Below are 22,238 nucleotides of genomic sequence, written 5' to 3'. Positions count from 1 at the left end.
TGAGGGGCAGCGCTGACGCCTCACAAATCAGCAGTTAGCCAACAGTCCGATTGACCCCAGCCGCCATTCGCCCGAGATGTAGCGCCCATGGCCACGCGCGAACCACCAAAACCCACAGACGCTCCCCTCACCTTCGCGGTGCTGGTCTTCCCCGGCTTTCCGATGATGGCGTTCAGCTCCGTCATCGAGCCGTTGCGCGCGGTCAATGTGCTGGCGAAGCGGGAATGCTACCGCTGGATCATCGTCGGGGCAACGGAGGGCCCGGTCGAAGCGTCGAACGGCGTCGTCATCCAACCGGGGTTTTACGCCGAGGCCGCGCCCAGGGTCGACCGCATCGTGGTCTGTTCGGGCGGCGACGCCGATCATCTCGTCGCCGAGGATGCGGCGAGCTGGATCCGCCGCAGCCTGCGCGCCGGCGCCCATATCGGCGCGGTGGCGGACGCGGCGTTCTTCCTGGCGCGTGCGGGCCTGCTCGACGGCCATGCCTGTACCTTGCACTGGACCAGCCAGGCCGCCTTCACCGAGGCCTTTCCCAACATCGAGCTTAGACGCGACCTCTATGTCATCGACCGCAAGCGCTTCACGTCGGCCGGCGGCGTCGGCAGCCTCGACATGATGCTGGAGATCATCACCCGCGACTACGGCCCCGAGCTTGCCGCCGGAGTCGCCGAGTGGTTCGTGCACAGTCCCTTGCGATCGAGCATCGACCGCAAGCTGATGCCGTTGCGCCTGCGCACCGGCGTCCAGAACGAACTGGTGCTGTCGGCGATCGCGATCATGGAGGACGCGGTGGAGGAACGGCTCGGCATGGCCGAGCTGACGGCGAAGCTCGGCGTTTCCTCCGACAAGCTCGAACGCTCCTTCCGCTCCGAACTCGCCATCTCGCCCAACGGCTACTACCGGCGGCTCAGGCTGAGGCGCGCCGCCGACCTCCTGGCGCACTCGACGCTCGCCGTGCGCGACGTCGCGCTGGCCTGCGGCTTTGCCTCGATGTCGAGCTTTGCCCGGGCTTTTCGCGAGGAACACGGGCATGCGCCGAAGATGGCGAGGAGGCATTAGGCGCAGTCAGCGGGCGGCCGTTTCAGCCGCGCCGAAGGAATAGCAGGTAGAAAGCCATGAACATAAAAACTATCCCAATATTTGCAGCCAGCCGCCCCCAGAATTGACCTCTGAAGAACAGGAAATCCACACCGACTATGACCACCACCATCGCCACCACGTAAAGCGCAACGGCTACTTGTCTGCTCATTGGAGCTGGCTTCTCCTTTTCAAGTTCGCCAGCACGTGACCTGACGTGCCGGTGCTCCATTACCCGGCCAGAATAACGCGGTTGGGAGGTTCCGCAAAAGGACGCATCGTTGTTCCTGGGCCACTCGACGGCCACGCTTGAGTTGAATGAGGTTCAGCGGCATCCCGCACAACACACGCGGTTTTCCGCACAATCCCTCCGCCCCGCCTGCGCCATGGTCACACCTTGCAACCGACCCAAGGCCAGACCCATGAGCATCGTCGTATTCGACCCCGACAGCACCGAGGACGTTGACTTCAAGGACCGCATGCGCCACCCCGCCGCCGCCGATCCGGCCGGCGGCATGTGGTTGTCCGACACGGAGCCGTCCTTCATCGACGCCGACGCGCTCCGCAAAGGCCGGCTCAACAAACTGCGCGGCTGGATGCGCGAAGCGGGCTATGGCGGCGTCGTGCTGTTCGACCCCTACAACCAGCGCTACGCCACCGGCTCGCGCAACATGTTCGGCTATTTCCTGCGCAACTCGACGCGCTATTTCTTCATTCCGACCGACGGGCCGATCGTGCTGTTCGAATATCCGCAGAGCTACCATGTCTCCATGGTGCTCGACACGATCGACGAGGCGCGTCCTTCCAAACTCGTCTGGTCGTCGGTCTCCGGCCGCGACGACGAAACCGCCGGCCCGTTCGCCGACGAGATCGCCGAGCTGCTGAAAAAACATGGTGGCGGCTCGATGAAGCTCGGACTCGACCGCTGCAGCCATCTGCAGGCGCTGGCGCTGGAAAAGCGCGGCTGCGAGGTCCGCGATTGCCAGGGCGAGATCCTGGCGGTGCGCGCCGTCAAGACACCGGAAGAAGTCAAATGCCTGCTGGTGTCGATGGCCGGGGCCGAGGCCGCCGTCTATGCCGTGCGCGAGGCGATCAAGCCGGGCGTCTCCGAAAACGATCTGTTCGCCATCATGTATGGCGAGGTCATCCGCCAGGGCGGCGAGTTCATCGAGACACGGCTGCTGACCTCGGGACAGCGCACCAATCCGTGGTTCAACGAGGCCAGCGGCCGCAAGATCAGGCCCGGCGAATTGCTGGCGCTCGATACCGACACGATCGGCTGCTATGGCTATTATTCCGATTTTTCGCGCACCTTCCGCTGCGGGCCGGGCAAGCCGACCCCTTACCAGAAATCGCTCTACCGCATGGCGCACGACCAGGTTCAGCACAACATTTCGATCGTCAAACCATGCATGGCTTTCCGCGAGATCGCCGAGAAGGCCTGGAAGATCCCGGACCGCTTCGTCGACCAGCGCTATACCTCGGTCATGCACGGCGTCGGCATGCATGGCGAGACACCGTTCATCGCGCATGCCATGGATTACGAGACCTATGGCCGCGACGGCCATATCGTGCCAGGCATGGTGGTGAGCGTAGAAAGCTACATCGGTGAGAAGGGCGGCCGGGAGGGCGTCAAGCTGGAAGACGAGATCCTGATCACCGAGACCGGCACGGAGCTTCTGTCGCGCTTCCCCTATGAGGACGAGTTTCTGGAGAAAGAGGTTTGATTCCCGTTACGCATCCGTTGGCAATCATCGCGAACGCCCCTCTCTTCGTCATCCTAGGGCGGAGCAAGGAGCGCAGCGACGCGGCGCAGACCCTAGGATCCATGCCGCGACCCAGACGTGTCACCACAGGGCAGATTCTGCCCCGCTCCGTCCTCTGGCCAATGTCACGGCATGGATCCTCGGGTCTCCGCGACGGAGCTTCGCTCCTGCTTCGCCCGTGGATGACGAAGGTCGGGAGGCACCGGCCAATCGCCACCGGCTGCGCCAACTCTCTGAACGGAACGGCGTTGGCCGACCGCTGCCCAGGCCCGTCCGCATGAAAGCCCCCATCTCCATCAAGCGCGGCACCGTGGCCGCCGTGTTCATCGACCTGCAGGAAGAGCACCGGCAGGACCCGCGCTATCTTGTCGAGGGCTACGAAGAAATCCTCGCCAACGTCCAGCGCCTGCAGGCGGCGGCGCGGCAAAACCATGTGCCGCTCCATCACTGGGCCTATATTGTCGATCTCGACAGCCAGGACCGGCCCTTTCATCCGGTCGGCGAAGACGGCAAGTCGGCCTTTTCCGACAAGAGCGACCCGCTGACCGAAATCTGCCGTGAGGTGGCGCCGGCGAATGGCGAGGCGCTGCTGATCAAGGCCGAGGCCAGCGCCTTCCGTTCGGGTCCGGCCGCTGACCGGCTCAAGGCTTCCGGCATCGAATGGCTGGTTGTCGCGGGCGTGTGGACCGAAGCGTGCATCGACGCCACCGTAAAGGACGCGGTGACGAAGGGCTTTCGCGTGCTGTTGGTCAAGGACGCCTGCGGCAGCGGCAGCGCGGCCATGCACCAGACCGCCATCCTCAATCTTGCCAACCGGCTCTATGGCGGCGCCGTCACCGACAGCGACGGCGCCTGCCGGCTGCTGGCCGGCGAGACGGTCACCGTCTGGCAGGTCGAAGGCTCGGTACCGCTGCGCTTCACCTTCGAGAACGCTGCCCGTCTCTATGCCGAGCTTTGACGTGCCCCTCAGATTGAAATGACCAGCCGCGGCAAATACGGACCATGGCTCGACCCGACGCTCTGGGCCTATATCGACAGCATCAACGCCTGGTACCCGCCCGAGATCGTCGGCCTGCCGGTCGACAAGCAGCGCGCGGTCTATGCCAGGATGTGCCGGGCCTTCCACCAGGGCCGCCCGCCCGGGGTCAAGGCCAGCGACAGCCTGGTTGCCGCTTCCAAGCATGACATCCCGGTCCGCCGCTACCGGCTCGCCGGCGCGACGCCGCGTGCGACAGTGCTCTATTTCCACGGCGGTGGCTTCATCCTCGGCGGACTCGAAAGCCATGATGACATCTGCGCCGACATCTGCGCCGGCACCGGCTTCGACGTGCTGTCGATCGACTACCGGCTGGCGCCCGAGCACCTCCACCCTGCCGCCTTCGACGATGCGCTGGCGGCTTTCGAATGGGCGGCGGCGGCCAGCGACCTGCCGCTGGTGCTGTGCGGCGAAAGTGCGGGCGGCAATCTGGCGGCGGCGGTGGCACAAGCCACGCGTCACCATCCACGCGCCGCGATCGGCCAGGTGCTGATCTATCCCGGTCTCGGCGGCAACGAGGCCACTGGCTCCTATGTCGAGCACGCCGATGCGCCGCTGCTGTCGACAGGCGATGTCGCCTTCTACCGCGACGTCAGGTCAACCAGGAAGCAATCGCCCGACGATCCGACCTTCTCGCCGCTGCGCGACACCGACTTCTCCGGCCTGCCGCCGACCGTGATCGTCACGGCCGAGTGCGACCCGCTATCGTCGGACGGCGAGGTCTATCGCAACCGTATCCTGAAAGCCGGCGGCAAGGCGTGGTGGCATGAGGAACCTCGCCTCGTACACAGTTTCCTGCGCGCCCGCACGACAGTGCCGGCCGCGGCGGAAGCCTTTGCGCGCATCATCGCGGCGGTTGCCGCGCTGGGCCGAGGGCAGTGGCCCTACTGAGGCAACTTTTCCCGGACGGCTTTTATGAGGACAGCGCCTGGGCTGCTTCCTGCGGGGAGGCTTTCAGCCACAGCGCCTTTTCGCCAAGCGTGGCGACCATGGCCGCATGGGCCGCGCGCTCTGCTTCGGTCAGCCGCGGCACGAGCGGCGCCGGCCGTTCGGCAACGATGATCTCGATCTGGCGGACATTGTCGCCGCGCTGGGCCGGCCCGGCAGCGCTGTCGAGAATGAGAGCGGCCTGCTTGCCACCGATCAGCTCGATATAGACCTCTGCCAGCAATTCGGAATCGAGCAGGGCGCCGTGCTTGGTGCGCTTCGTATTGTCGATGCCATAGCGCCGGCACAGCGCGTCGAGCGAATTGGGACCCATCGGGTGCTTGCGGCGCGCCAGGGCCAGCGTGTCGACGACAAGCCCGTTATCGACAGGCGGGTGACCGAGCCGGCCGAATTCGACATTGAGGAAGCCGATATCGAATGTGGCGTTGTGGGCGACCAGCTTGGCGCCTTCCGTGAACCTCAGCCATTCCTCGGCGATTTCGGCGAAGGTCGGCTTGCCCGCGAGATCGGCCGCGCTGATGCCATGCACGGACTGCGCCTCGGCGTGGATCGCGCGCCCTTGCGGGTTGATATAATGATGGAAGGTCCTGCCGGTCGGAAAACGATTGACCAGTTCGACGCCGCCAAGCTCGATCACGCGGTCATCGCGCGAATCGAGGCCGGTGGTTTCCGTATCGAAGATGATCTCACGCATCGAATCAGGTCGCTCCTGGGAGCAGGATCGTCAGACCGGAACAAAATGGCAATGGGCAATGCTGACGGCCTGCCGTCAGGAGCCCGACTTATCCCTTGATTTCGGCAATAATCGCTGCGACCGCGACGCGCGCGGCGTCCAGCCCCTCGCCGGTGTCGATGACGAAATCGGCAAGCCTTCGTTTTTCGGCATCCGGCACCTGCCTGGCCAGAATCGATGCCAGTTTTTCTTCCGTCATGCCTGGTCGCGCCAGCACGCGCTGGCGCTGGACTTCGGCCGGCGCGGTGACGACGACGACCTTGTCGACCCGGCTACGGCCACCGGTTTCGAACAACAGCGGGATGTCGAGGAGCACGATCGATTCGCCCGCGTTACGATGCTTGGCCAGGAAGGCTTCGGCGTCGGCCCGGACCAGCGGGTGGATGATGGCCTCGAGCTTTTTCAGGGCCGCCGTATCGCCGAGCACACGGGCGCCGAGTTTTGCGCGGTCGACGCTTCCGCCGACGGTGGTGCCGGGAAAGGCGGCTTCGACCAACGGGGCCGCCTTGCCCGCATAGAGGCGATGCACCGCCTCGTCGGAATCATGTACCGGCACATCGGCTTCGGCGAACATCTTCGCCGTCGTCGACTTGCCCATGCCGATCGAGCCCGTGAGGCCGAGCACGATCATGATTTTGGCACCAGATCGGCAACGATGATCGCGCGCAGTTCCGGCGTAACCTTCGGCCTGACGCCGAACCAGCGCTCGAAGCCGGGCACCGCCTGGTTAAGCAGCATGCCGAGCCCGTCGACCGTCTTCAGCCCTCGTGCCCGCGCGGCGGCGAGCAGCGGGGTTTCGAGCGGTACATAGACGATGTCGTTGACGACGGCGTGGTCGGGCAGCAGCGCGGGGTCGACGGGCAGGCCCTCATTGCCCTGCATGCCAAGCGCGGTGGTGTTGACCAGCAGCCCGGCGTCGCCCAGGAGTTCGGCGGTCGCGGCCACTTCGTGCGCCGAGACACCGGCGCCAAAGCGGTCACGCAATTCAATCGCCCGGGCGAGCGTGCGGTTGACGATGCGGATGTCACCGAGGCCGCGCTCTTTCAGCGCGTGGACGACGGCACGGGAGGCACCGCCAGCGCCCAGCACCACGGCCGGGCCATTGGACGCCCAGCCCGCGGCGTAATCGTCGAGATTGGCGGCAAAGCCATGGCCGTCGGTGTTGCCGCCCCACAATGTGCCGTCTTCGAGCCACAGCGTGTTGACGGCGCCGATCTCGTCCGCCGCATGGTCGCGGCGCGCGACCCCGGCAAAGGCTGCCTCCTTGTGCGGGATGGTGACATTGCCGCCGCGGTAGCCATTGGCCTGCAAGCTTGCCAGGAAATCGGCGAAGTCTCGCGGCGCCACGTCGATCGCCTGGTAGCTGCCGTCAATGCCATGCTTGGCCAGCCAGTGGCCGTGGATCATCGGCGAGCGCGAATGTTTTATGGGATGGCCGGTGACGAAGGCTTTCTTGAAGATATCAGCCATCGATGGCTCCCAGCATACGCAGTTCCGCCAGCAGAGGCAGCAGCGGCAGGCCGACAATGGTAAAATGGTCGCCTTCTATTTCAGCGAACAGCTGGATGCCTTCGCCCTCGACCTGATAGGCGCCGACGCTCGACAATGCCTTGGCGCCGACGCGGGCGAGATGCCGGCCGATGAAGGCGGGGTCGAGCCTGCGCATGGTCATCGAGGCGATGCCGACATGGCGCCACAGCACCTTGCCGTCGCGCACCAGCACGGCGGCGCTGTTGAGCTGATGGGTCTTGCCCGACAGCGCCAGGAGATGGCGGCGCGCACCTTCCATGTCGGCCGGCTTGTGGAACACCTCGTCGCCGAGCGACAAGGTCTGGTCGCAGCCGAGCACCAGCGCGCCGGGCCGGCGCTCGCTGACTTCGGTTGCCTTGGCTTCGGCGAGCACCAGGGCGACGTCCTCGGGCGATGCGCCGCTGTCCTGCAACGGCGCTTCCAGCGCCCGCTCGTCGAGCATCGCTGGAACCGCCTCGATGTCGACGCCCGCATCGACCAGCATCGCCTTGCGGAACGCGCTGCCGGAGGCGAGGATGATTTTTTCTGTCATTTTTGCTCCCGGGCGCAAATACAGGGATGAGTTTTATCTGCAACGTTGGCGCCGCCCCTCATTGTCCTGCCGGACATTTTTCCCCGTATAGTGACGGGGAGAAAGAAGTTGGCCGCAACGTCGGCGCCAATCGGCGAAACCACCCATAACGGCGCCCCTCTCCCCGTCACTATACGGGGAGAGGATGCCGGCAGGCAGGTGAGGGGCGGCGCCGACTTTCCCATAGGAAGACTCAAGAAACTCACTTTTCGCCATCTATCTGTTCTTCCCCCTGAGGGCAACGATCGCCGCCGCCGTCTCCTCGATCGAACGGCGGCTGACGTCGATCATCGGCCAGCCATGGCGGGTGCAGATCTGGCGGGCGTAGGCGAGCTCCTCGTTGATGGCGGCACGGTCGACATAGTCGGTCGCGACATAGGAGTTCGAATTGCCCAGAATGCGGTTTTGGCGCACATGCGAAATGCGCTCGGCGGTGGCGATCAGTCCGACGACCAGCGGTGTCCTGGCATTGATCAGGCTCTCGGGTACCGGCACGCCGAGCACGATCGGGATGTTGGCGGTCTTGATGCCGCGGTTGGCGAGATAGATGCTGGTCGGCGTCTTCGACGTCCGCGATATGCCGATCAGCACGACATCCGCATCATCCATGTTGGCCGGCAGCTGGCCGTCATCATGGTCCATGGTGAAATTGAGCGCATCGATGCGCCGGAAATATTCGGCGTCGAGAACATGCTGGGCGCCGACGCGGCGACCGGCCGGCGTCCCGAGATAGGACTGGAAGACGGTCAGCACGGGCTCCAGCACCGACACGCAGGGAAGCCCCATGGCCGCGCAGCGTTCGTCGATGCCGCGCGCCAGCTTCTGGTCGACCACCGTGTAGAGGATGATGCCCGGCTCCTCCTCAATGTCCTCGAACACCTTGGCTATCTGTTTTTCGGTGCGGATGAGCGGGTAGATGTGTTCGATGGCGCGCGCGTCCTTGTACTGCGCCGAAGCGGCGCGGCCAGCGGCGAGCAGCGTTTCCCCCGTGGCGTCGGAAATCAGATGCAGGTGGAAGAAGCTCTGAGGTTTGTTCACAGGGGGTCACCTGGGGCTGTGGGCGGATGTGGATAAGGTCTGACAGGCGGACGTGCTGACCAGGGGCGACTGTATCAGATGGCGGTTTGTCCACAATTCGATGCGCTGTCAGCTTCGCCGGACGGCTGGGGACAAGTCCGTGGACGACGCGTTTTGCCTTTCGCCTGTCCACAGGGCGGGTCTCGAGGGCGGTCGATCTAGCGCCTTGACTTGCCAGCGAGATTCCTGATTGTCCCCAGAACCCTGCAAGCCGCGACCCTGAATGCGCGACAATATGCTTGCTGGCGTTTTTGGGGCCAAAGCGGGACAGGTGGCAATCACCACAACCAACAGACTCTTAGAATCAGAAGACTCTTTTAAAATAAGATATTTGATTAAAGGGAAGCCGGGAGAGGCGAGCGCTCGATGCCTGCAAGACGGATCATGCTGGATGTCCTGAAGGGCAAGACGGTGTTTCCTCCTCCGCTCTGGATGATGCGCCAGGCCGGGCGCTATCTGCCGGAATACCGTGAGACGCGAAGACGCGCCGGTTCGTTCCTCGATCTCTGCTACGACCCCGACCTTGCCGTCGAAGTGACGCTGCAGCCGATCGAGCGCTTCGGCTTCGACGCTTCGATCGTGTTCTCGGACATCCTTGTCGTTCCCCATGCGCTTGGCCGCGACGTTCGCTTCGAGGAAGGGCGCGGGCCGCTGCTGACGCCGATTTCGGTGGCCGAGATCGCGGTGCTGGGAAGCGAGATGTTTCACGTGAATCTCGAACCGGTCTACGAGACGCTTCGCCGGCTGCGGGTGAAATTGCCCGACGAGACGACGCTGATCGGCTTCTGCGGCGCGCCCTGGACAGTGGCGACCTATATGATCGCCGGCCACGGGACGCCGGACCAGGCGCCGGCGCGGCTGTTCGCCTATCGCGAGCCGGAGGCGTTTCGACGACTGCTGAAAGTGCTCGCCGATCATTCGGCCTCCTACCTGATCCGCCAGATCGAGGCCGGCGCGGATGTCGTGCAGATTTTCGATTCCTGGTCGGGGGTGCTCGACGATGCCTCGTTCGAACAGTTCTGCATCGAGCCGGTAGCCGAGATCGTCAGGCAGGTTCGGACCGTCTATCCCGACGTCCCGATCATCGGCTTTCCCAAGGGTGCCGGAGCCCGCTACCAGGGTTATCGCGAGAAGACCGGCGTGACGGGCCTGGGTATCGACTGGACGGTGCCGCTGGAGGCAGCGAGGGCGTTGCAGCGGCAAGGGGCCGTCCAGGGCAATCTCGATCCGTTGCGGCTGGTGGCCGGCGGGCAGGCGTTGGCCGACGGCGTCGGGGCGATCCTTCGGTCACTGGGGAACGGGCCGCTGATCTTCAATCTCGGCCATGGCATCACGCCGGAGACGCTGGTGGCGCATGTCGAGGCAATGGTGAAACAGGTTCGGAGCGCGGCACGCTGATGGCTGACAGAGATAGCACCAACAGCACCGGCCAGGCGATGAAGCGCATGGTCATCGGCATCGCTGTCCTGATCGTTCTTACCGCGCTTTTGTTTTTCTTCGCGCCGGAAAGCTTCTACCCCTGGGCAAAGGCGATCCATATCCTCGCCGTCATCTCCTGGATGGCCGGCATGCTTTATCTGCCGCGGCTGTTTGTCTATCACGCCGACGCGGAGAAGGGCTCCGTTCAATCCGAGACGTTCAAGGTGATGGAGCGGCGTCTGCTGCGCGGCATCATCAATCCGGCGATGATCCTCACCTGGGTGTTCGGGCTGTGGCTGGCCTGGAAGATCTTTGCGTTCCACGGCGGCTGGCTGCATGCCAAGATCGGCCTGGTGCTGATTTTGTCGGGCATTCACGGCTACCTGGCCGGCGCGGTGCGCAAGTTCGCCGAGGACCGCAACGAAAAACCGGCAAGGCACTGGCGGATCGTCAACGAGATCCCCACATTGTTGATGATCGCAATCGTGATCCTGGTCGTCGTGAAGCCCTTCTGAGGCTTCATCCGGCCCCGTCAAAAGGCGGCTTGCTCTTTCAGCCGACCGACGATACAAGACGGGTCTTCCTTCCCGTCATGCGCCGCCCGTCATTGCTTTCGGCCGCGCCCGGCATTTGTCGCATCCCGCCGATCTTTTCCCCAAAGCCTACCCAGAGTCTATCTAATGCAAGAAATGAAACTCACCGAGTTCAAGAACAAGAAGCCGCCTGAGCTGATTGCTTATGCCGAATCGCTCGAGGTCGAGAACGCCAGCGTCATGCGCAAGCAGGAACTGATGTTCGCGATCCTGAAGAAGCTCGCCGCCCAGGACATCGAAATCATCGGTGACGGTGTGGTCGAGGTGCTGCAGGACGGTTTCGGCTTCCTGCGCTCCGCCAATGCCAACTACCTGCCAGGTCCCGACGACATCTACATCTCGCCGTCGCAGATCCGGCGCTTTTCGCTGAAGACCGGCGATACGGTCGAAGGACCGATCCGCAGCCCGAAGGAGGGCGAGCGCTATTTCGCGCTGCTCAAGGTCAACACGATCAATTTCGACGATCCCGAGAAGATCCGCCACAAGATCCACTTCGACAATCTGACGCCGCTCTATCCGACCTCGCGTCTGAAGATGGAGGTCGACAATCCGCCCAGCAAGGACATATCGCCTCGCGTGATCGACCTGGTGGCACCGATCGGCAAGGGCCAGCGCGCCCTGATCAACGCACAGCCGCGCACCGGCAAGACGGTGCTGCTGCAGAACATCGCGCACTCGATCACCGCCAATCATCCGGAATGCTATCTGATCGTGCTCCTGATCGACGAGCGTCCGGAGGAAGTGACCGACATGCAGCGTTCGGTGAAGGGCGAAGTGATTTCTTCGACCTTCGACGAGCCGGCGGTACGCCACGTCCAGGTCGCCGAAATGGTCATCGAGAAGGCCAAGCGCTTGGTCGAGCACGGCCGTGACGTGGTGATCCTTCTGGATTCGATCACCCGCCTCGGCCGCGCCTACAACACCGTCGTGCCATCATCCGGCAAGGTGCTGACCGGCGGTGTCGACGCCAACGCGCTGCAGCGCCCGAAGCGCTTCTTCGGCGCCGCCCGCAACATCGAGGAAGGTGGCTCGCTCACCATCATCGCCACGGCGCTGATCGACACCGGCAGCCGCATGGACGAAGTCATCTTCGAAGAGTTCAAGGGCACCGGCAACTGCGAAATCCAGCTCGACCGCAAGGTCGCCGACAAGCGCATCTATCCGGCGATCGACATTCTCAAGTCGGGCACCCGCAAGGAAGACCTGCTCGTGTCGCGCCAGGACCTGCAGAAGATCTTCGTGCTGCGCCGCATACTGGCGCCGATGGGAACCACCGACGCGATCGAGTTCCTGATCGACAAGCTGAAGCAGACCAAGACCAACGGCGATTTCTTCGATTCGATGAACACGTAATCGAAGCGAGGCAGGCTTTCTCTTCGTCATCCTCGGGCTTGACCCGAGGATCCATTCCGCGACGTTGCGAACAAGGTGGCGGTGCAGAACTTGGCCGTAGTGACCTTGCGATGTCACGGCATGGATCCTATGGTCTGCGTCGCATCGCTCCTTGCTCCGCCATAGGATGACGAACTACGCAACAACCCTTCCAGTTCATCCGGATTCGTAACCACCGGCAGGCAGACCTGGCCGGTGCATAGCCAGGCGCCGCGCCGGTTGGTCGGCGGCAGGATTCCACCGGGCAGCAGGGGTCGATTCGCTGCCGTACCAATCGGCACGACGATGTCGACGCGGCGCGGGTCGGGATTTCGATTCGCGACCGGAACGAGCTTTTGATCTTCCGGTCCGTCCACGATGACCAGTTTCAGCGGTTCGATGGCAAGCGCGCAGGCATTGACGATGCCCGTCTGGCCGTAGGCCTGGTGCGCGGCGCGGCCGGCGGCATGCTCGGCGGTTTTCCAGGCCTTCTCCTGCAAGTCGAGATTGCCGGTGACTGAGGCGAGCCGGACCTGCGCCTCGATGATCTGGCTGGTGGCTGACGGAATGGCCTCGTCGACATCGCCCCTGATGCGGATCGGCACATCGGTGCTGTCCGATGCGGTCAGATAGTAGCCAGTGCCTTCCGCGTCGGCGTGCCAATGATCGAGCTGTTCGAGGAACCGGCCGGCCTGGTCGACATAGGTCCAATCGCCGGTGGCTTCGAACAGCGAGATCGCCGCATTGGTCATGGCGGCATAGTCGCTCGACAGGGCGGGAAACAGTTTCCTGGCGCCGAGCATGGAATGCGGCAAGCGACCGTCGCGGCTGGCGGCACTGATATGGGCAAAGGCCTTTGCCGCGGCCTCGATCCAATCCGGCCGCGCCAGCGAACGGCCGGCCTCGGCGAGCGCGGCGATCATCAGGCCGTTCCAGTCGGTAAGGGTCTTTGCGTCGAGGCCCGGCCTGACGCGTTCTTCCCGGACGGCGAGTAGCCGTGCCTTGAGGGGGATCAGCTGTTGACGATCGGCCACACCAAGCGCTTGCTGGGAGATGGTCTGATGGACCACCGGCTTGCCCTCCCAGCCGGGTGGGCTGGAAAGCGTGAAGTAATTGAAAAACAACGCTGAATCGTCTCCAAGCGCGGATTCGATCTCTTGTCTGCTCCAGGTATAGAACAGGCCTTCCTCTCCATCGCTGTCGGCGTCGAGGCTCGCGGCAAAGGCGCCGCCATCGACGCGCATTTCGCGCAGCAGCCAGTCGACCGTGTCTTCGATTCGTATCCGGAACAAATCATTGCCGGTCGCCGCGAGAGCCCAATTGCAGAAGCGGATGAGCTGGGCGTTGTCGTAGAGCATCTTCTCGAAATGCGGCACCAGCCATTCGGCGTCCGTCGAGTAGCGGCTGAGTCCGCCGCCGATGTGATCACAGATGCCGCCGCTCAGCATATGTTCGAGGCTGACCAGCACATCGTCGCGATGCGCGGCATTGCCGTCGCGCAGCCAGGACAGCCACAGCGTTTGCATGAACGGCGCGTTCGGGAATTTCGGCGCGCCGCTCAGGCCGCCGCGATCGTGGTCGATCATGCCACTGACACGGCCGGCGAGATCGGACAGCATATCGCGATCGAGTAGCGCCTTGGAATGTGTGCCCGAGAGCCGCGCCTCGACATGCGAGGTCAGGCCGTCGGCGCTCTGGTGCAGACTCGCCCTCTTTTCGCGCCAGGCCTTGTCGACCGCTTCCATCACTTGGATGAATCCTGGGCGGCCATAGCGCGGCTCGCGCGGGAAATAGGTGCCGCCCCAGAACGGCTTGCCGTCGGGCGTCAGGAACATGGTCAGCGGCCAGCCGCCTTGCTCGCCCATAGAGGATAGTGCCGCCATGTAGATCTGGTCGATGTCGGGGCGCTCCTCGCGGTCGACCTTGATATTGACGAACAGACGGTTCATGACGGCGGCGACGTCGTCGTTCTCGAAGCTTTCATGGGCCATGACATGGCACCAGTGGCACGCGGCATAGCCGACGGAGAGCAGGATGGGCCTGTCCAACGCTTGTGCTTCCTGGAGCGATGCCGGTGACCATCCCCGCCAATGCACGGGATTGCCGCTGTGCTGCTGCAGATAGGGGCTGGCCTCGTCGGCAAGCAGGTTTTGCGCGGGCAATGTCACGATGGCCAACTTTCGGGGCAACTCGGGGTCGGTGATGGGACGAAAGCTAGGGCGGTTCGGTAGAGCGGGCAAATGATTTCAGGCGATTCGATCGTGGCACTGTCGAGCGGCCGGCTTCCGGCTGGGGTGGCGGTGCTGCGTCTCTCCGGCCCACGGACTCGATTCGTGGTCGAAACGATTGCCGGCGGCATGGTTAAGGAGCGCGCGGCGGTCCTGCGTAAATTCAGGGCTCCAGATGGGACGGTGCTCGATAACGGCTTGATTGTCTTCTTCCCAAGTCCGGCCAGTTTTACCGGCGAGGATGTCGCCGAATTCCATGTTCATGGCGGACGCGCCGTGGTGGCCAGGATGCTGGAAACGATCGCTGGCTTTCACGGGGTAAGGCATGCGGAACCCGGAGAATTCACGCGCCGGGCCTTTCTCAACGGCAAGGTCGATCTGGTCGAGACGGAGGCGCTGGCGGATCTCGTCAACGCCGAGACCGAAGCGCAGCGGCGCTTCGCGGTCCGGAATGCCGAGGGCGCGCAGAGTGAACTCTACCTCAACTGGCGTCGGCGCCTGATTCATGCGCGGGCCATGATCGAGGCCGAGATCGATTTCGCCGACGAGGACGATGTGCCGGGTTCCGTTTCGGATACGGTTTGGTCAGACGTAAGGTCGATGATCGCCGAGATCGACGGTCACATCGGCGGATTCCATGCGGCCGAGATCATCCGCGACGGCTTTGAAGTCGTCATCCTCGGTGCGCCCAACGCCGGCAAGTCCAGTCTGTTCAACGCCTTGGCGCGGCGCGATGCTGCTATTGTAACGGATGAACCCGGTACCACCCGTGACCTGCTGGAGGTCGTGCTGGATCTTGAGGGCTTGCGTGTCACACTGACCGATACTGCCGGGCTCCGGGAAGCACCGGGGAAGGTCGAGGCGATCGGCATCGAGAAGGCGAGAGCTAAAGCCGACCACGCCGATCTACTGCTGCTGCTCGAGGACGCCACGCACCCAAGGGACGCCGGTCCGCTGCCGACGCCGCCGCCGGCATTGCGTGTCGGCACCAAATTCGACCTGCTCGATAGGAGAGCCGTCCGCAATGTGGCTGGGCGCTATGAGTTTGGCATATCGGTGATGGACGGGACGGGGGTGGAGGAATTGCTGACAGAGATAGGGCGCCGCGCCAGTCAAGCGGCCGGCGACGCCGGGGAAATTCTGCCGTCACGTCTGCGCCATGTCGAGTTGCTCGGTGCGGCGAACCGGCATCTGCAGCGCGCCATCGATGAGCGGGCGGCCCAGGAATTGCGCGCTGAAGAGCTGCGTCTGGCAGCGGATCGACTGGGGCGGATCGTGGGTGCGGCGGATGTAGAAGATTTGCTCGACGTGATCTTTTCCCAATTCTGCATCGGGAAATGACTCACGTGAAACACGCACGGTCGATGGCAGAGGCTCCGGCTGACTCACGTGAAACATCTTGGGCCGTGATTCACGTGAAACGCGGGCAGAAGCAGGGTTTCCCCTGTTTCACGTGAAACGTCGTGAGGAAGTTTTCTTGACACTCCCGCCTTGCGGGGACATGTGTCGCTCATCTTCTTTGAGTCCGGGACCAAAATAAAATGACCGATCACTATGATGTGGTTGTGGTGGGGGGCGGCCATGCCGGCTGCGAGGCGGCCAGTGCGTCAGCGCGCGGCGGCGCCAGGACCGCGCTCGTGACGCTGCGTTTCGACACGATCGGCGTCATGTCGTGCAACCCGGCGATCGGTGGGCTTGGCAAGGGCCATCTTGTGCGCGAGATCGACGCCATGGACGGGCTGATGGGCCGTGTGGCGGATGCCGCCGGCATCCAGTTCCGTCTGCTGAACCGCCGCAAGGGCCCGGCGGTGCGCGGTCCGCGCACACAGGCCGACAGGAAGCTCTATCGCCTTGCCATGCAGGAAGCGATTCGGCAGCAGAACGATCTCGACGTTGTCGAGGGCGAAGTGCTCGATTTCGAGATCTCCGATGGAAAGATCGCCGCGGTTCTGCTGGCGGACGGCCGGCGGCTTGCCTGCGGCGCCGTGGTGCTGACGACGGGAACCTTCCTGCGCGGGCTCATCCACATCGGTGAGAAGAAGATCGTCGCCGGCCGCATGAACGAGAAGGCCAGCATGGGACTGTCGGCGACGATGGATCGCGCCGGCTTCAAGCTCGGGCGGCTCAAGACCGGCACGCCGCCGCGGCTGGATGGACGAACCATCGACTGGTCTGCGCTGGAAGGCCAGGCGGCGGACGAGCATCCCGTGCCGTTCTCGCTGATGACCGACCGCATCGTGACGCCGCAGATCGAGTGCGGCATCACCCGCACGACCACGGCCACGCATGAGCTGATCCGCACCAATCTTGGCCGTTCCGCTATGTATTCCGGCTCGATCGAGGGGGTTGGGCCGCGTTACTGCCCCTCGATCGAGGACAAGATCGTCAAGTTCGGCGACCGGGACGGGCACCAGATCTTTCTGGAGCCGGAAGGGCTCGACGACCACACCGTCTATCCCAACGGCATTTCCACCTCGCTGCCGGAAGACGTTCAGCTCGACATTCTGAAGACCATTCCCGGGCTGGAGCGTGCCGTCATGCTGCAGCCCGGCTATGCCATCGAATATGATCATGTCGATCCGCGCGAACTGCATCAGACACTCGAGACCAGGCGCGTTGCCGGACTTTTTCTCGCCGGGCAGATCAACGGCACGACCGGCTATGAAGAGGCCGCAGCGCAGGGCCTGCTCGCCGGCATCAACGCGGCGCGCCGCGCCGCGGGCGGCGAGCAGATCGTGCTCAGCCGCACCCAGGCCTACATCGGCGTGATGGTCGACGATTTGACCAGCCGCGGCATCAGCGAGCCGTACCGGATGTTCACCTCGCGGGCAGAATTCCGGCTGTCGCTGCGAGCCGACAATGCCGATGAGCGATTGACCCCACTGGCGCAGACGCTGCGGATCGCCTCGGCCCGGCGGATGCAGCGGTTTGGCGATGTCACGCGGCGGCTCGACGAAGCGCGCCAGCTGGCACTTTCGCTGGCCATGACGCCGAACGAGGCGGCGCGGCATGGCCTGGAGATCAATCGCGACGGCGTGCGCCGCTCCGGCTTCGAATTGTTGGCCTATCCCGGTGTCGACATTGCCTGGCTGGCCCGGGTCGAACCGAAATTTCACGACATCGATGCCAGGACTGCGGAGCGCCTCGAAACGGAAGCGAAATATTCGGTCTACCTAGATCGCCAGAGCACGGATGTGGCGCAGATCCGGCATGAAGAAAGCCGGCTGATCCCGGAGACGGTCGATTTTGCCGGCGTGCCCGGATTGTCCAATGAATTGAAGCAGAAGATGCAGGCGCGGCGGCCGCGCTCCATCGCCGATGCACAGCGCATGGAAGGCATGACGCCGGCGGCGCTGGCGGTCATCGTCGCGCATGTCCGTCATTGGGAATCCGCTGAAAAGGCCGAGCAGAGGGACGTTGCGTGAGCTCTTTTTCCCTGAAGAGCCTGCAGGACGCCGCCGGCCCGGTTTCACGTGAAACATTCGAGTGCCTGGTGGCGTTCGAGGAACTGTTCCAGAAGTGGAACCGCAGCATCAATCTCGTGGCGCAATCGACCTCGGCCGACGTCTGGCATCGCCACATCCTGGACAGCGCCCAGCTCGCACGGATAGAGCCTGAAGCCAGGCATTGGGTCGACATCGGGTCGGGCGGCGGGTTTCCTGGGCTTGTGATGGCCTTTTTGCTTGCCGAGCGCCCGGGGGCCAGCATCGATCTGGTCGAAAGCAACCGCAAGAAGGCCTCGTTCCTGCAGACCGTCATCGGTCAGTTCAGCCTGCCGGCGCGGGTCGTGGCGCGTCGTATCGAGGACAGCCATGTGCTTGTTTCGAAGCCGCAGATCGTCACGGCGCGGGCGCTGGCCCCGCTGTCGGTTCTGCTCGACTTGTCCGCGCCATGGCTGGCCTCGGGGGCGCGGGCGCTGTTCCACAAAGGCCGGGATTACCGTGCCGAAGTGCAAGAAAGCGTTAACCGGTGGACGTTCGATCTGGTAGAACATCCAAGCGTGACCGACGCCAGCGGCGTCATCCTCGAATTGTCCCATGTGCGACCTGTCTGAACCGCGACTGGTCTGATTATTCGGCGACCCCAAGATGAATTTCTGGCATAAACCCATGATGAAGAACGGCCCTCGAATCATCACCGTAGCCAACCAGAAGGGCGGTGTCGGCAAGACGACCACCGCCATCAACCTGGCCACCGCGCTGGCGGCAATCGGCGAAAAAGTGCTGATCGTCGACTTGGACCCGCAAGGCAATGCGAGCACCGGCCTCGGCATCGACCGCAAGGACCGGACGGTCTCGTCCTATGACGTGCTGACGGGCGAACTGGAGCTGGAAGCCGCGGCCATTCCGACCGCGGTACCCGGCCTGTCCATCGTGCCCTCGACGCTCGACCTGCTCGGCATCGAGATGGAGATCGCCTCGGCGCCCGACCGGGTACTCAAACTGCGTAATGCGCTGCGGGCGGCGACCGAGCGCGGGGCGCCTTTCGGCTATGTGCTGATCGATTGCCCACCCTCGCTCAATCTTTTGACCTTGAATTCAATGGCGGCAGCCGATTCCGTTCTCGTACCGCTGCAATGCGAGTTCTTCGCGCTCGAAGGTCTCAGCCAGCTGCTCGAAACCGTCGAGCAGGTGCGCCGCTCGATCAATCCGGACCTCACCATCCAGGGAATCGTGCTGACCATGTATGACGGCCGCAACAATCTCGCCAACCAGGTGGTGCAGGACGTGCGCGAGCATATGGGCGACAAGGTCTATGAGACCATCATTCCACGCAATGTGCGCGTGTCCGAAGCGCCGTCCTATGGCAAGCCGGCGATCCTATACGACCTGAAATGCTCCGGCAGCCAGGCCTATCTGCAGTTGGCGTCGGAAGTGATCCGCCGCGAGCGCAAATTGCGCGCCGCTTGATTAGATCGGATGCATATTAATAGCCGATTCGGTACCGAAACCATCTGAAATAGACTTGGAATAAAGATGAGCGAAGATCTCTCGAGGAAAAGACTGGGTCGCGGGCTGGCAGCATTGATCGGCGAGATCGATCGCCCGGCCGCACCGGAAAAGCCCGGCATGAGCGCCGACGGCAAGGTGCCGATCGAGTTCATCAGCGCCAATCCGAAAAATCCGCGCCGGCATTTCGGCGATGCCGAACTGACCGATCTGGCCCAGTCGATCCGTGAGCACGGCGTGGTGCAGCCGGTGGTGGCGCGGCCCTCGCCGACGCAGGCGGGCCGCTACGAGATCATCGCCGGCGAGCGCCGCTGGCGGGCGGCGCAGCGCGCCGGGCTGACCGAGATCCCGGTCATCATCCGCGATGTCAACGACCGCACGGCGCTGGAGCTGGCGATCATCGAGAACGTCCAGCGCGCCGACCTCAATCCGGTCGAAGAGGCGCAGGGTTACCAGCAACTCATCGACGACCATGGCTATACCCAGGCCGATCTCGGCCAGGTGATCGGCAAGAGCCGCAGTCATGTCGCCAACACGTTGAGACTGTTGAAGCTGCCCGACGTGATCCGCGACATGCTGGTCGACGGCGCATTGTCGGCGGGCCACGCCCGCACGCTGGTGACGGCGGAAGATCCTGCCGGCCTTGCCAAGCGCATCGTCGAGGAAGGCCTTTCCGTGCGCCAGGCCGAGGCGCTGGCGCAAATGCCGGCCGGCACCAGCTCCAACGGCACCAAGCCCGCCGCGCCCGCCGCCGAAAAGGACGCCGACACGCTGGCGCTGGAGAAGCTGCTCACCGATACGACCGGCATGATCGTCACGGTCGACCACAAGGGCAAGGGCGGTGTGCTGCGGGTTGCGTATCGGAGCCTGGAACAGCTGGATGAACTGTGCCGGAGGTTGAAGCAGGACTGATAGTTAGTCGGCAAATATTGCTGTTGATTTGATGCGTCGGCGCCGCCCCTCATCCCGCTGCCGGGACCTTCTCCCCGTATAGTGACGGGGAGAAGAGGCTAAGTGAGGTGCCGGCGCCCTTTCTTGCGACGCTGGCGATTGGCGAAAGCAGCGACAAGAGTGTCCCTCGCCCCGTTTACGGAGAGAGGATGCCGGCAGGGAGGTGAGGGGCAGCGCCAACGGAACATCAGTTTGGCACCAAGGGGCGGGCACAGTGGAGATGGTGGCGGCCTCTGGCTTGCCAGCCATCTTGCAGTGGGGGCCAATCGCCTACCTTTGCCCCAGCCTCGTGCTCTCCACAGCGATCCCCTGCCGCGCCTGTCGCCAGCTCTGGCGCTCGCGGCTTGACTGTGCCGGGCAACGGTATAACCTAAATTAGAGATGGCTTACATTATCTGCCCTAGCGTGCCGGTCAGTCGCGGCGAGGGCTATTTGCCATTCCTACATAGTCATGAATGGCACCGCCTCGCCAAAACGATATGCCGACGCGCCTGACGCATGGGAGGTGCAAATGGCAGTCCGCTGGCAATTGTCCGGAAGTTACTTCGAAAATTGTAACTGCGATGTCGTGTGTCCCTGCCTGCTGTCCACCAACGCGCAGCTGACATCGAAGCCGACGAGAGGCGTTTGCGACGTTGGTTTGGTCTTTCATATCGATACGGGCAATTACGGTGACGTTCGATTGGATGGGCTGAGTGTCGCGATGGTTGCTCACACGCCGGGTCCGATGGCAGACGGCGACTGGACGGCCGCCGCCTATATCGACGAACGGGCCGATGACAGGCAAACGGAGGCGCTAGGTGCCATCTTCACTGGCGCAGCGGGCGGCCCCATGGCGGTGTTGGCACCCATGATTGGCACGAACCTCGGCGCCAAGAAGGTGCCGATAGACTACCGGATAGACGGCAAGAAGCGGTCGGCTGAGATTGCGGGTATCATGCGGATGGCTGTCGAACCACTGCCGACAATGCGCGAGGACGGGCAGATGTGGGCGGCCACCGGCCATCCTGTCAATCCCGACTGGCTCGCGATGGCGATGGGGGCGGAAGGCAGCACATTCAGCGACCATGGCATGAGCTGGGACAATTCCCGCCGAAACGGACATTACGCCCCGATCAATTGGTCTGGCCAGCAGTAGCCGCTGGCCGCATAGTACGGAACGTACTTGTCCATGGCGCCGACGTCCCAGCGATACATCATTCTCGCGCTGCTGATCGCTATCGCCGCGGCGGCGTGGACCCTGCTTGTCTGGCAGCAGATGGGCATGGACGCGGACATGCGCATGGAAATGTACTCACTCACCATGGGTATGAAGGCGCCGCTGTTTCTTGCCGTCTGGATGATCATGATGATTGCCATGATGTTTCCGACGGCCGCGCCCATGATCCTGACATTTCACAAGGTCCAGGCCGGCAAACAGGGCCGGGGGGAGACCTTTGTCTCGAGCTGGGTGTTCGTGGCCGGGTACATGCTGGTTTGGGGCGTGATGGGCGTTATCGCCTTTGCCGGCGCGGCGGGTGCTGAGATGCTTGCCGGACATGTGGGATTATCCACGGCGACGGCCGCGCGTATCGGCGGCGCGCTGCTGATGATTGCGGGCGCCTATCAACTCTCCCCGCTGAAAGATCTATGTCTGGCCAAATGCCGCACGCCGATCGGCTTCATCCTGACCTCATGGCGCGATGGTTACTGGGGCGCGGTTCGCATGGGCCTGGAGCACGGACTTTTTTGCCTGGGCTGCTGCTGGCTCTTGTTTCTCGCCCTCTTTCCTCTCGGGATCATGAACGTCGCCGCAATGGTCGTGGTCACCTTGCTCGTCTTTGCGGAAAAGACCCTTCCGTCGGGAGATCGGATCGCCAAGATGTCGGGTGTCGCCCTGCTCCTTTATGGCGCGGCGGTGCTGGTCTTTCCACAGGCGCTGCCAACCTTCCAGCCGGCGGGCGCCATGATAATGAATTGACCAATGGAGGCAGCGCTCGGCGCCGAAAG

The 22,238-nt window shown here is 63.5% G+C and carries 21 protein-coding genes; 14 read left to right on the top strand and 7 right to left on the bottom strand.

Translation table 11 applies throughout. From position 1 onward, the window contains the following. Positions 1-87: 87 nt before the first annotated feature. A complete protein-coding gene (locus C7I87_RS33405; RefSeq protein WP_149908203.1) occupies positions 88-1,059 on the top strand; it encodes a GlxA family transcriptional regulator in 972 nt (323 codons plus the stop codon). A gap of 22 nt (positions 1,060-1,081) precedes the next feature. On the opposite strand, the gene C7I87_RS35485 is transcribed toward C7I87_RS33405, so the two are convergent. Next, on the bottom strand, positions 1,082-1,249 hold the full coding sequence (locus C7I87_RS35485; RefSeq protein WP_188394105.1) for a hypothetical protein: 168 nt from the start codon (positions 1,247-1,249) through the stop codon (positions 1,082-1,084). A 250-nt stretch (positions 1,250-1,499) separates the two neighbouring features. Here C7I87_RS35485 and C7I87_RS33400 point away from each other — a divergent pair, with 250 nt between their 5' ends. From C7I87_RS33400 to C7I87_RS33390, 3 genes are all read left to right on the top strand, one after another. Beyond that, a complete protein-coding gene (locus C7I87_RS33400; RefSeq protein WP_149908202.1) occupies positions 1,500-2,804 on the top strand; it encodes a M24 family metallopeptidase in 1,305 nt (434 codons plus the stop codon). A gap of 316 nt (positions 2,805-3,120) precedes the next feature. Further along, positions 3,121-3,801, top strand: coding sequence for an isochorismatase family protein (locus tag C7I87_RS33395; protein WP_149908201.1), 681 nt, complete (start codon positions 3,121-3,123; stop codon positions 3,799-3,801). A gap of 18 nt (positions 3,802-3,819) precedes the next feature. Next, positions 3,820-4,770 carry an alpha/beta hydrolase gene (locus C7I87_RS33390; protein ID WP_149908200.1) on the top strand — a complete coding sequence of 317 codons (951 nt, stop codon included), beginning with the start codon at positions 3,820-3,822 and terminating at the stop codon, positions 4,768-4,770. Positions 4,771-4,792: 22 nt separating this feature from the next. On the opposite strand, the gene dnaQ is transcribed toward C7I87_RS33390, so the two are convergent. From dnaQ to C7I87_RS33360, 5 genes are all read right to left on the bottom strand, one after another. Continuing rightward, positions 4,793-5,521: a DNA polymerase III subunit epsilon gene (gene dnaQ, locus C7I87_RS33385; RefSeq protein ID WP_149908199.1), complete on the bottom strand. Its 729-nt coding sequence runs from the start codon at positions 5,519-5,521 to the stop codon at positions 4,793-4,795. An 88-nt stretch (positions 5,522-5,609) separates the two neighbouring features. Beyond that, positions 5,610-6,191, bottom strand: coding sequence for a dephospho-CoA kinase (coaE, locus tag C7I87_RS33380; protein ID WP_149908198.1), 582 nt, complete (start codon positions 6,189-6,191; stop codon positions 5,610-5,612). Continuing rightward, a complete protein-coding gene (locus C7I87_RS33375; RefSeq protein WP_149908197.1) occupies positions 6,188-7,030 on the bottom strand; it encodes a shikimate dehydrogenase in 843 nt (280 codons plus the stop codon). The genes coaE and C7I87_RS33375 overlap by 4 nt, the downstream gene beginning before the upstream one ends. Beyond that, positions 7,023-7,622: a Maf-like protein gene (locus tag C7I87_RS33370; protein ID WP_149908196.1), complete on the bottom strand. Its 600-nt coding sequence runs from the start codon at positions 7,620-7,622 to the stop codon at positions 7,023-7,025. The genes C7I87_RS33375 and C7I87_RS33370 overlap by 8 nt, the downstream gene beginning before the upstream one ends. 255 nt (positions 7,623-7,877) lie before the next feature. Continuing rightward, positions 7,878-8,699, bottom strand: coding sequence for a pyruvate, water dikinase regulatory protein (locus C7I87_RS33360; protein ID WP_149908195.1), 822 nt, complete (start codon positions 8,697-8,699; stop codon positions 7,878-7,880). Between the two features lie 405 nt (positions 8,700-9,104). On the opposite strand from C7I87_RS33360, the gene hemE reads away from it, so the two are divergent. The 3 genes from hemE (at position 9,105) to rho (ending at position 12,103) form a co-directional block, all read left to right on the top strand. Then, positions 9,105-10,136, top strand: a complete 1,032-nt coding sequence (hemE, locus tag C7I87_RS33355) for a uroporphyrinogen decarboxylase (RefSeq protein ID WP_149908194.1) — start codon at positions 9,105-9,107, stop codon at positions 10,134-10,136. After that, on the top strand, positions 10,136-10,672 hold the full coding sequence (gene hemJ / locus C7I87_RS33350; protein WP_149908193.1) for a protoporphyrinogen oxidase HemJ: 537 nt from the start codon (positions 10,136-10,138) through the stop codon (positions 10,670-10,672). The genes hemE and hemJ overlap by 1 nt, the downstream gene beginning before the upstream one ends. Before the next feature lie 165 nt (positions 10,673-10,837). Continuing rightward, positions 10,838-12,103 carry a transcription termination factor Rho gene (rho, locus tag C7I87_RS33345; RefSeq protein ID WP_027145740.1) on the top strand — a complete coding sequence of 422 codons (1,266 nt, stop codon included), beginning with the start codon at positions 10,838-10,840 and terminating at the stop codon, positions 12,101-12,103. A 113-nt stretch (positions 12,104-12,216) separates the two neighbouring features. On the opposite strand, the gene C7I87_RS33340 is transcribed toward rho, so the two are convergent. Next, positions 12,217-14,289: a thioredoxin domain-containing protein gene (locus C7I87_RS33340; protein WP_149908192.1), complete on the bottom strand. Its 2,073-nt coding sequence runs from the start codon at positions 14,287-14,289 to the stop codon at positions 12,217-12,219. Positions 14,290-14,361: 72 nt separating this feature from the next. Here C7I87_RS33340 and mnmE point away from each other — a divergent pair, with 72 nt between their 5' ends. The 7 genes from mnmE to C7I87_RS33305 all read left to right on the top strand — a co-directional run bounded on the left by mnmE (position 14,362) and on the right by C7I87_RS33305 (position 22,209). After that, positions 14,362-15,690 (top strand): tRNA uridine-5-carboxymethylaminomethyl(34) synthesis GTPase MnmE, encoded by a 1,329-nt coding sequence (gene mnmE / locus C7I87_RS33335; protein WP_149908191.1) that lies wholly within the window; start codon positions 14,362-14,364, stop codon positions 15,688-15,690. Positions 15,691-15,890: 200 nt separating this feature from the next. Beyond that, positions 15,891-17,774 (top strand): tRNA uridine-5-carboxymethylaminomethyl(34) synthesis enzyme MnmG, encoded by a 1,884-nt coding sequence (gene mnmG, locus C7I87_RS33330; protein ID WP_149908190.1) that lies wholly within the window; start codon positions 15,891-15,893, stop codon positions 17,772-17,774. Further along, entirely contained in the window at positions 17,771-18,403 is a 633-nt protein-coding gene (gene rsmG, locus C7I87_RS33325) for a 16S rRNA (guanine(527)-N(7))-methyltransferase RsmG (protein WP_149908189.1), read from the top strand. The genes mnmG and rsmG overlap by 4 nt, the downstream gene beginning before the upstream one ends. A 55-nt stretch (positions 18,404-18,458) precedes the next feature. Continuing rightward, positions 18,459-19,259, top strand: coding sequence for a ParA family protein (locus C7I87_RS33320; protein ID WP_031240355.1), 801 nt, complete (start codon positions 18,459-18,461; stop codon positions 19,257-19,259). Between the two features lie 66 nt (positions 19,260-19,325). Continuing rightward, on the top strand, positions 19,326-20,210 hold the full coding sequence (locus C7I87_RS33315; RefSeq protein WP_149908188.1) for a ParB/RepB/Spo0J family partition protein: 885 nt from the start codon (positions 19,326-19,328) through the stop codon (positions 20,208-20,210). Positions 20,211-20,760: 550 nt separating this feature from the next. Continuing rightward, the gene (locus tag C7I87_RS33310; protein WP_149908187.1) at positions 20,761-21,387 is read left to right on the top strand and encodes a DUF1326 domain-containing protein; all 627 of its coding nucleotides are present in this window, start codon (positions 20,761-20,763) and stop codon (positions 21,385-21,387) included. A gap of 33 nt (positions 21,388-21,420) precedes the next feature. Continuing rightward, positions 21,421-22,209: a DUF2182 domain-containing protein gene (locus tag C7I87_RS33305; RefSeq protein WP_149908186.1), complete on the top strand. Its 789-nt coding sequence runs from the start codon at positions 21,421-21,423 to the stop codon at positions 22,207-22,209. Positions 22,210-22,238: the final 29 nt, after the last annotated feature.

Source organism: Mesorhizobium sp. SARCC-RB16n (genome assembly GCF_008520305.1).
Lineage (GTDB): Bacteria > Pseudomonadota > Alphaproteobacteria > Rhizobiales > Rhizobiaceae > Mesorhizobium.
Note: the sequence above shows the minus strand (reverse complement) of the source record. Positions and strands in the feature narration are given on the sequence as shown.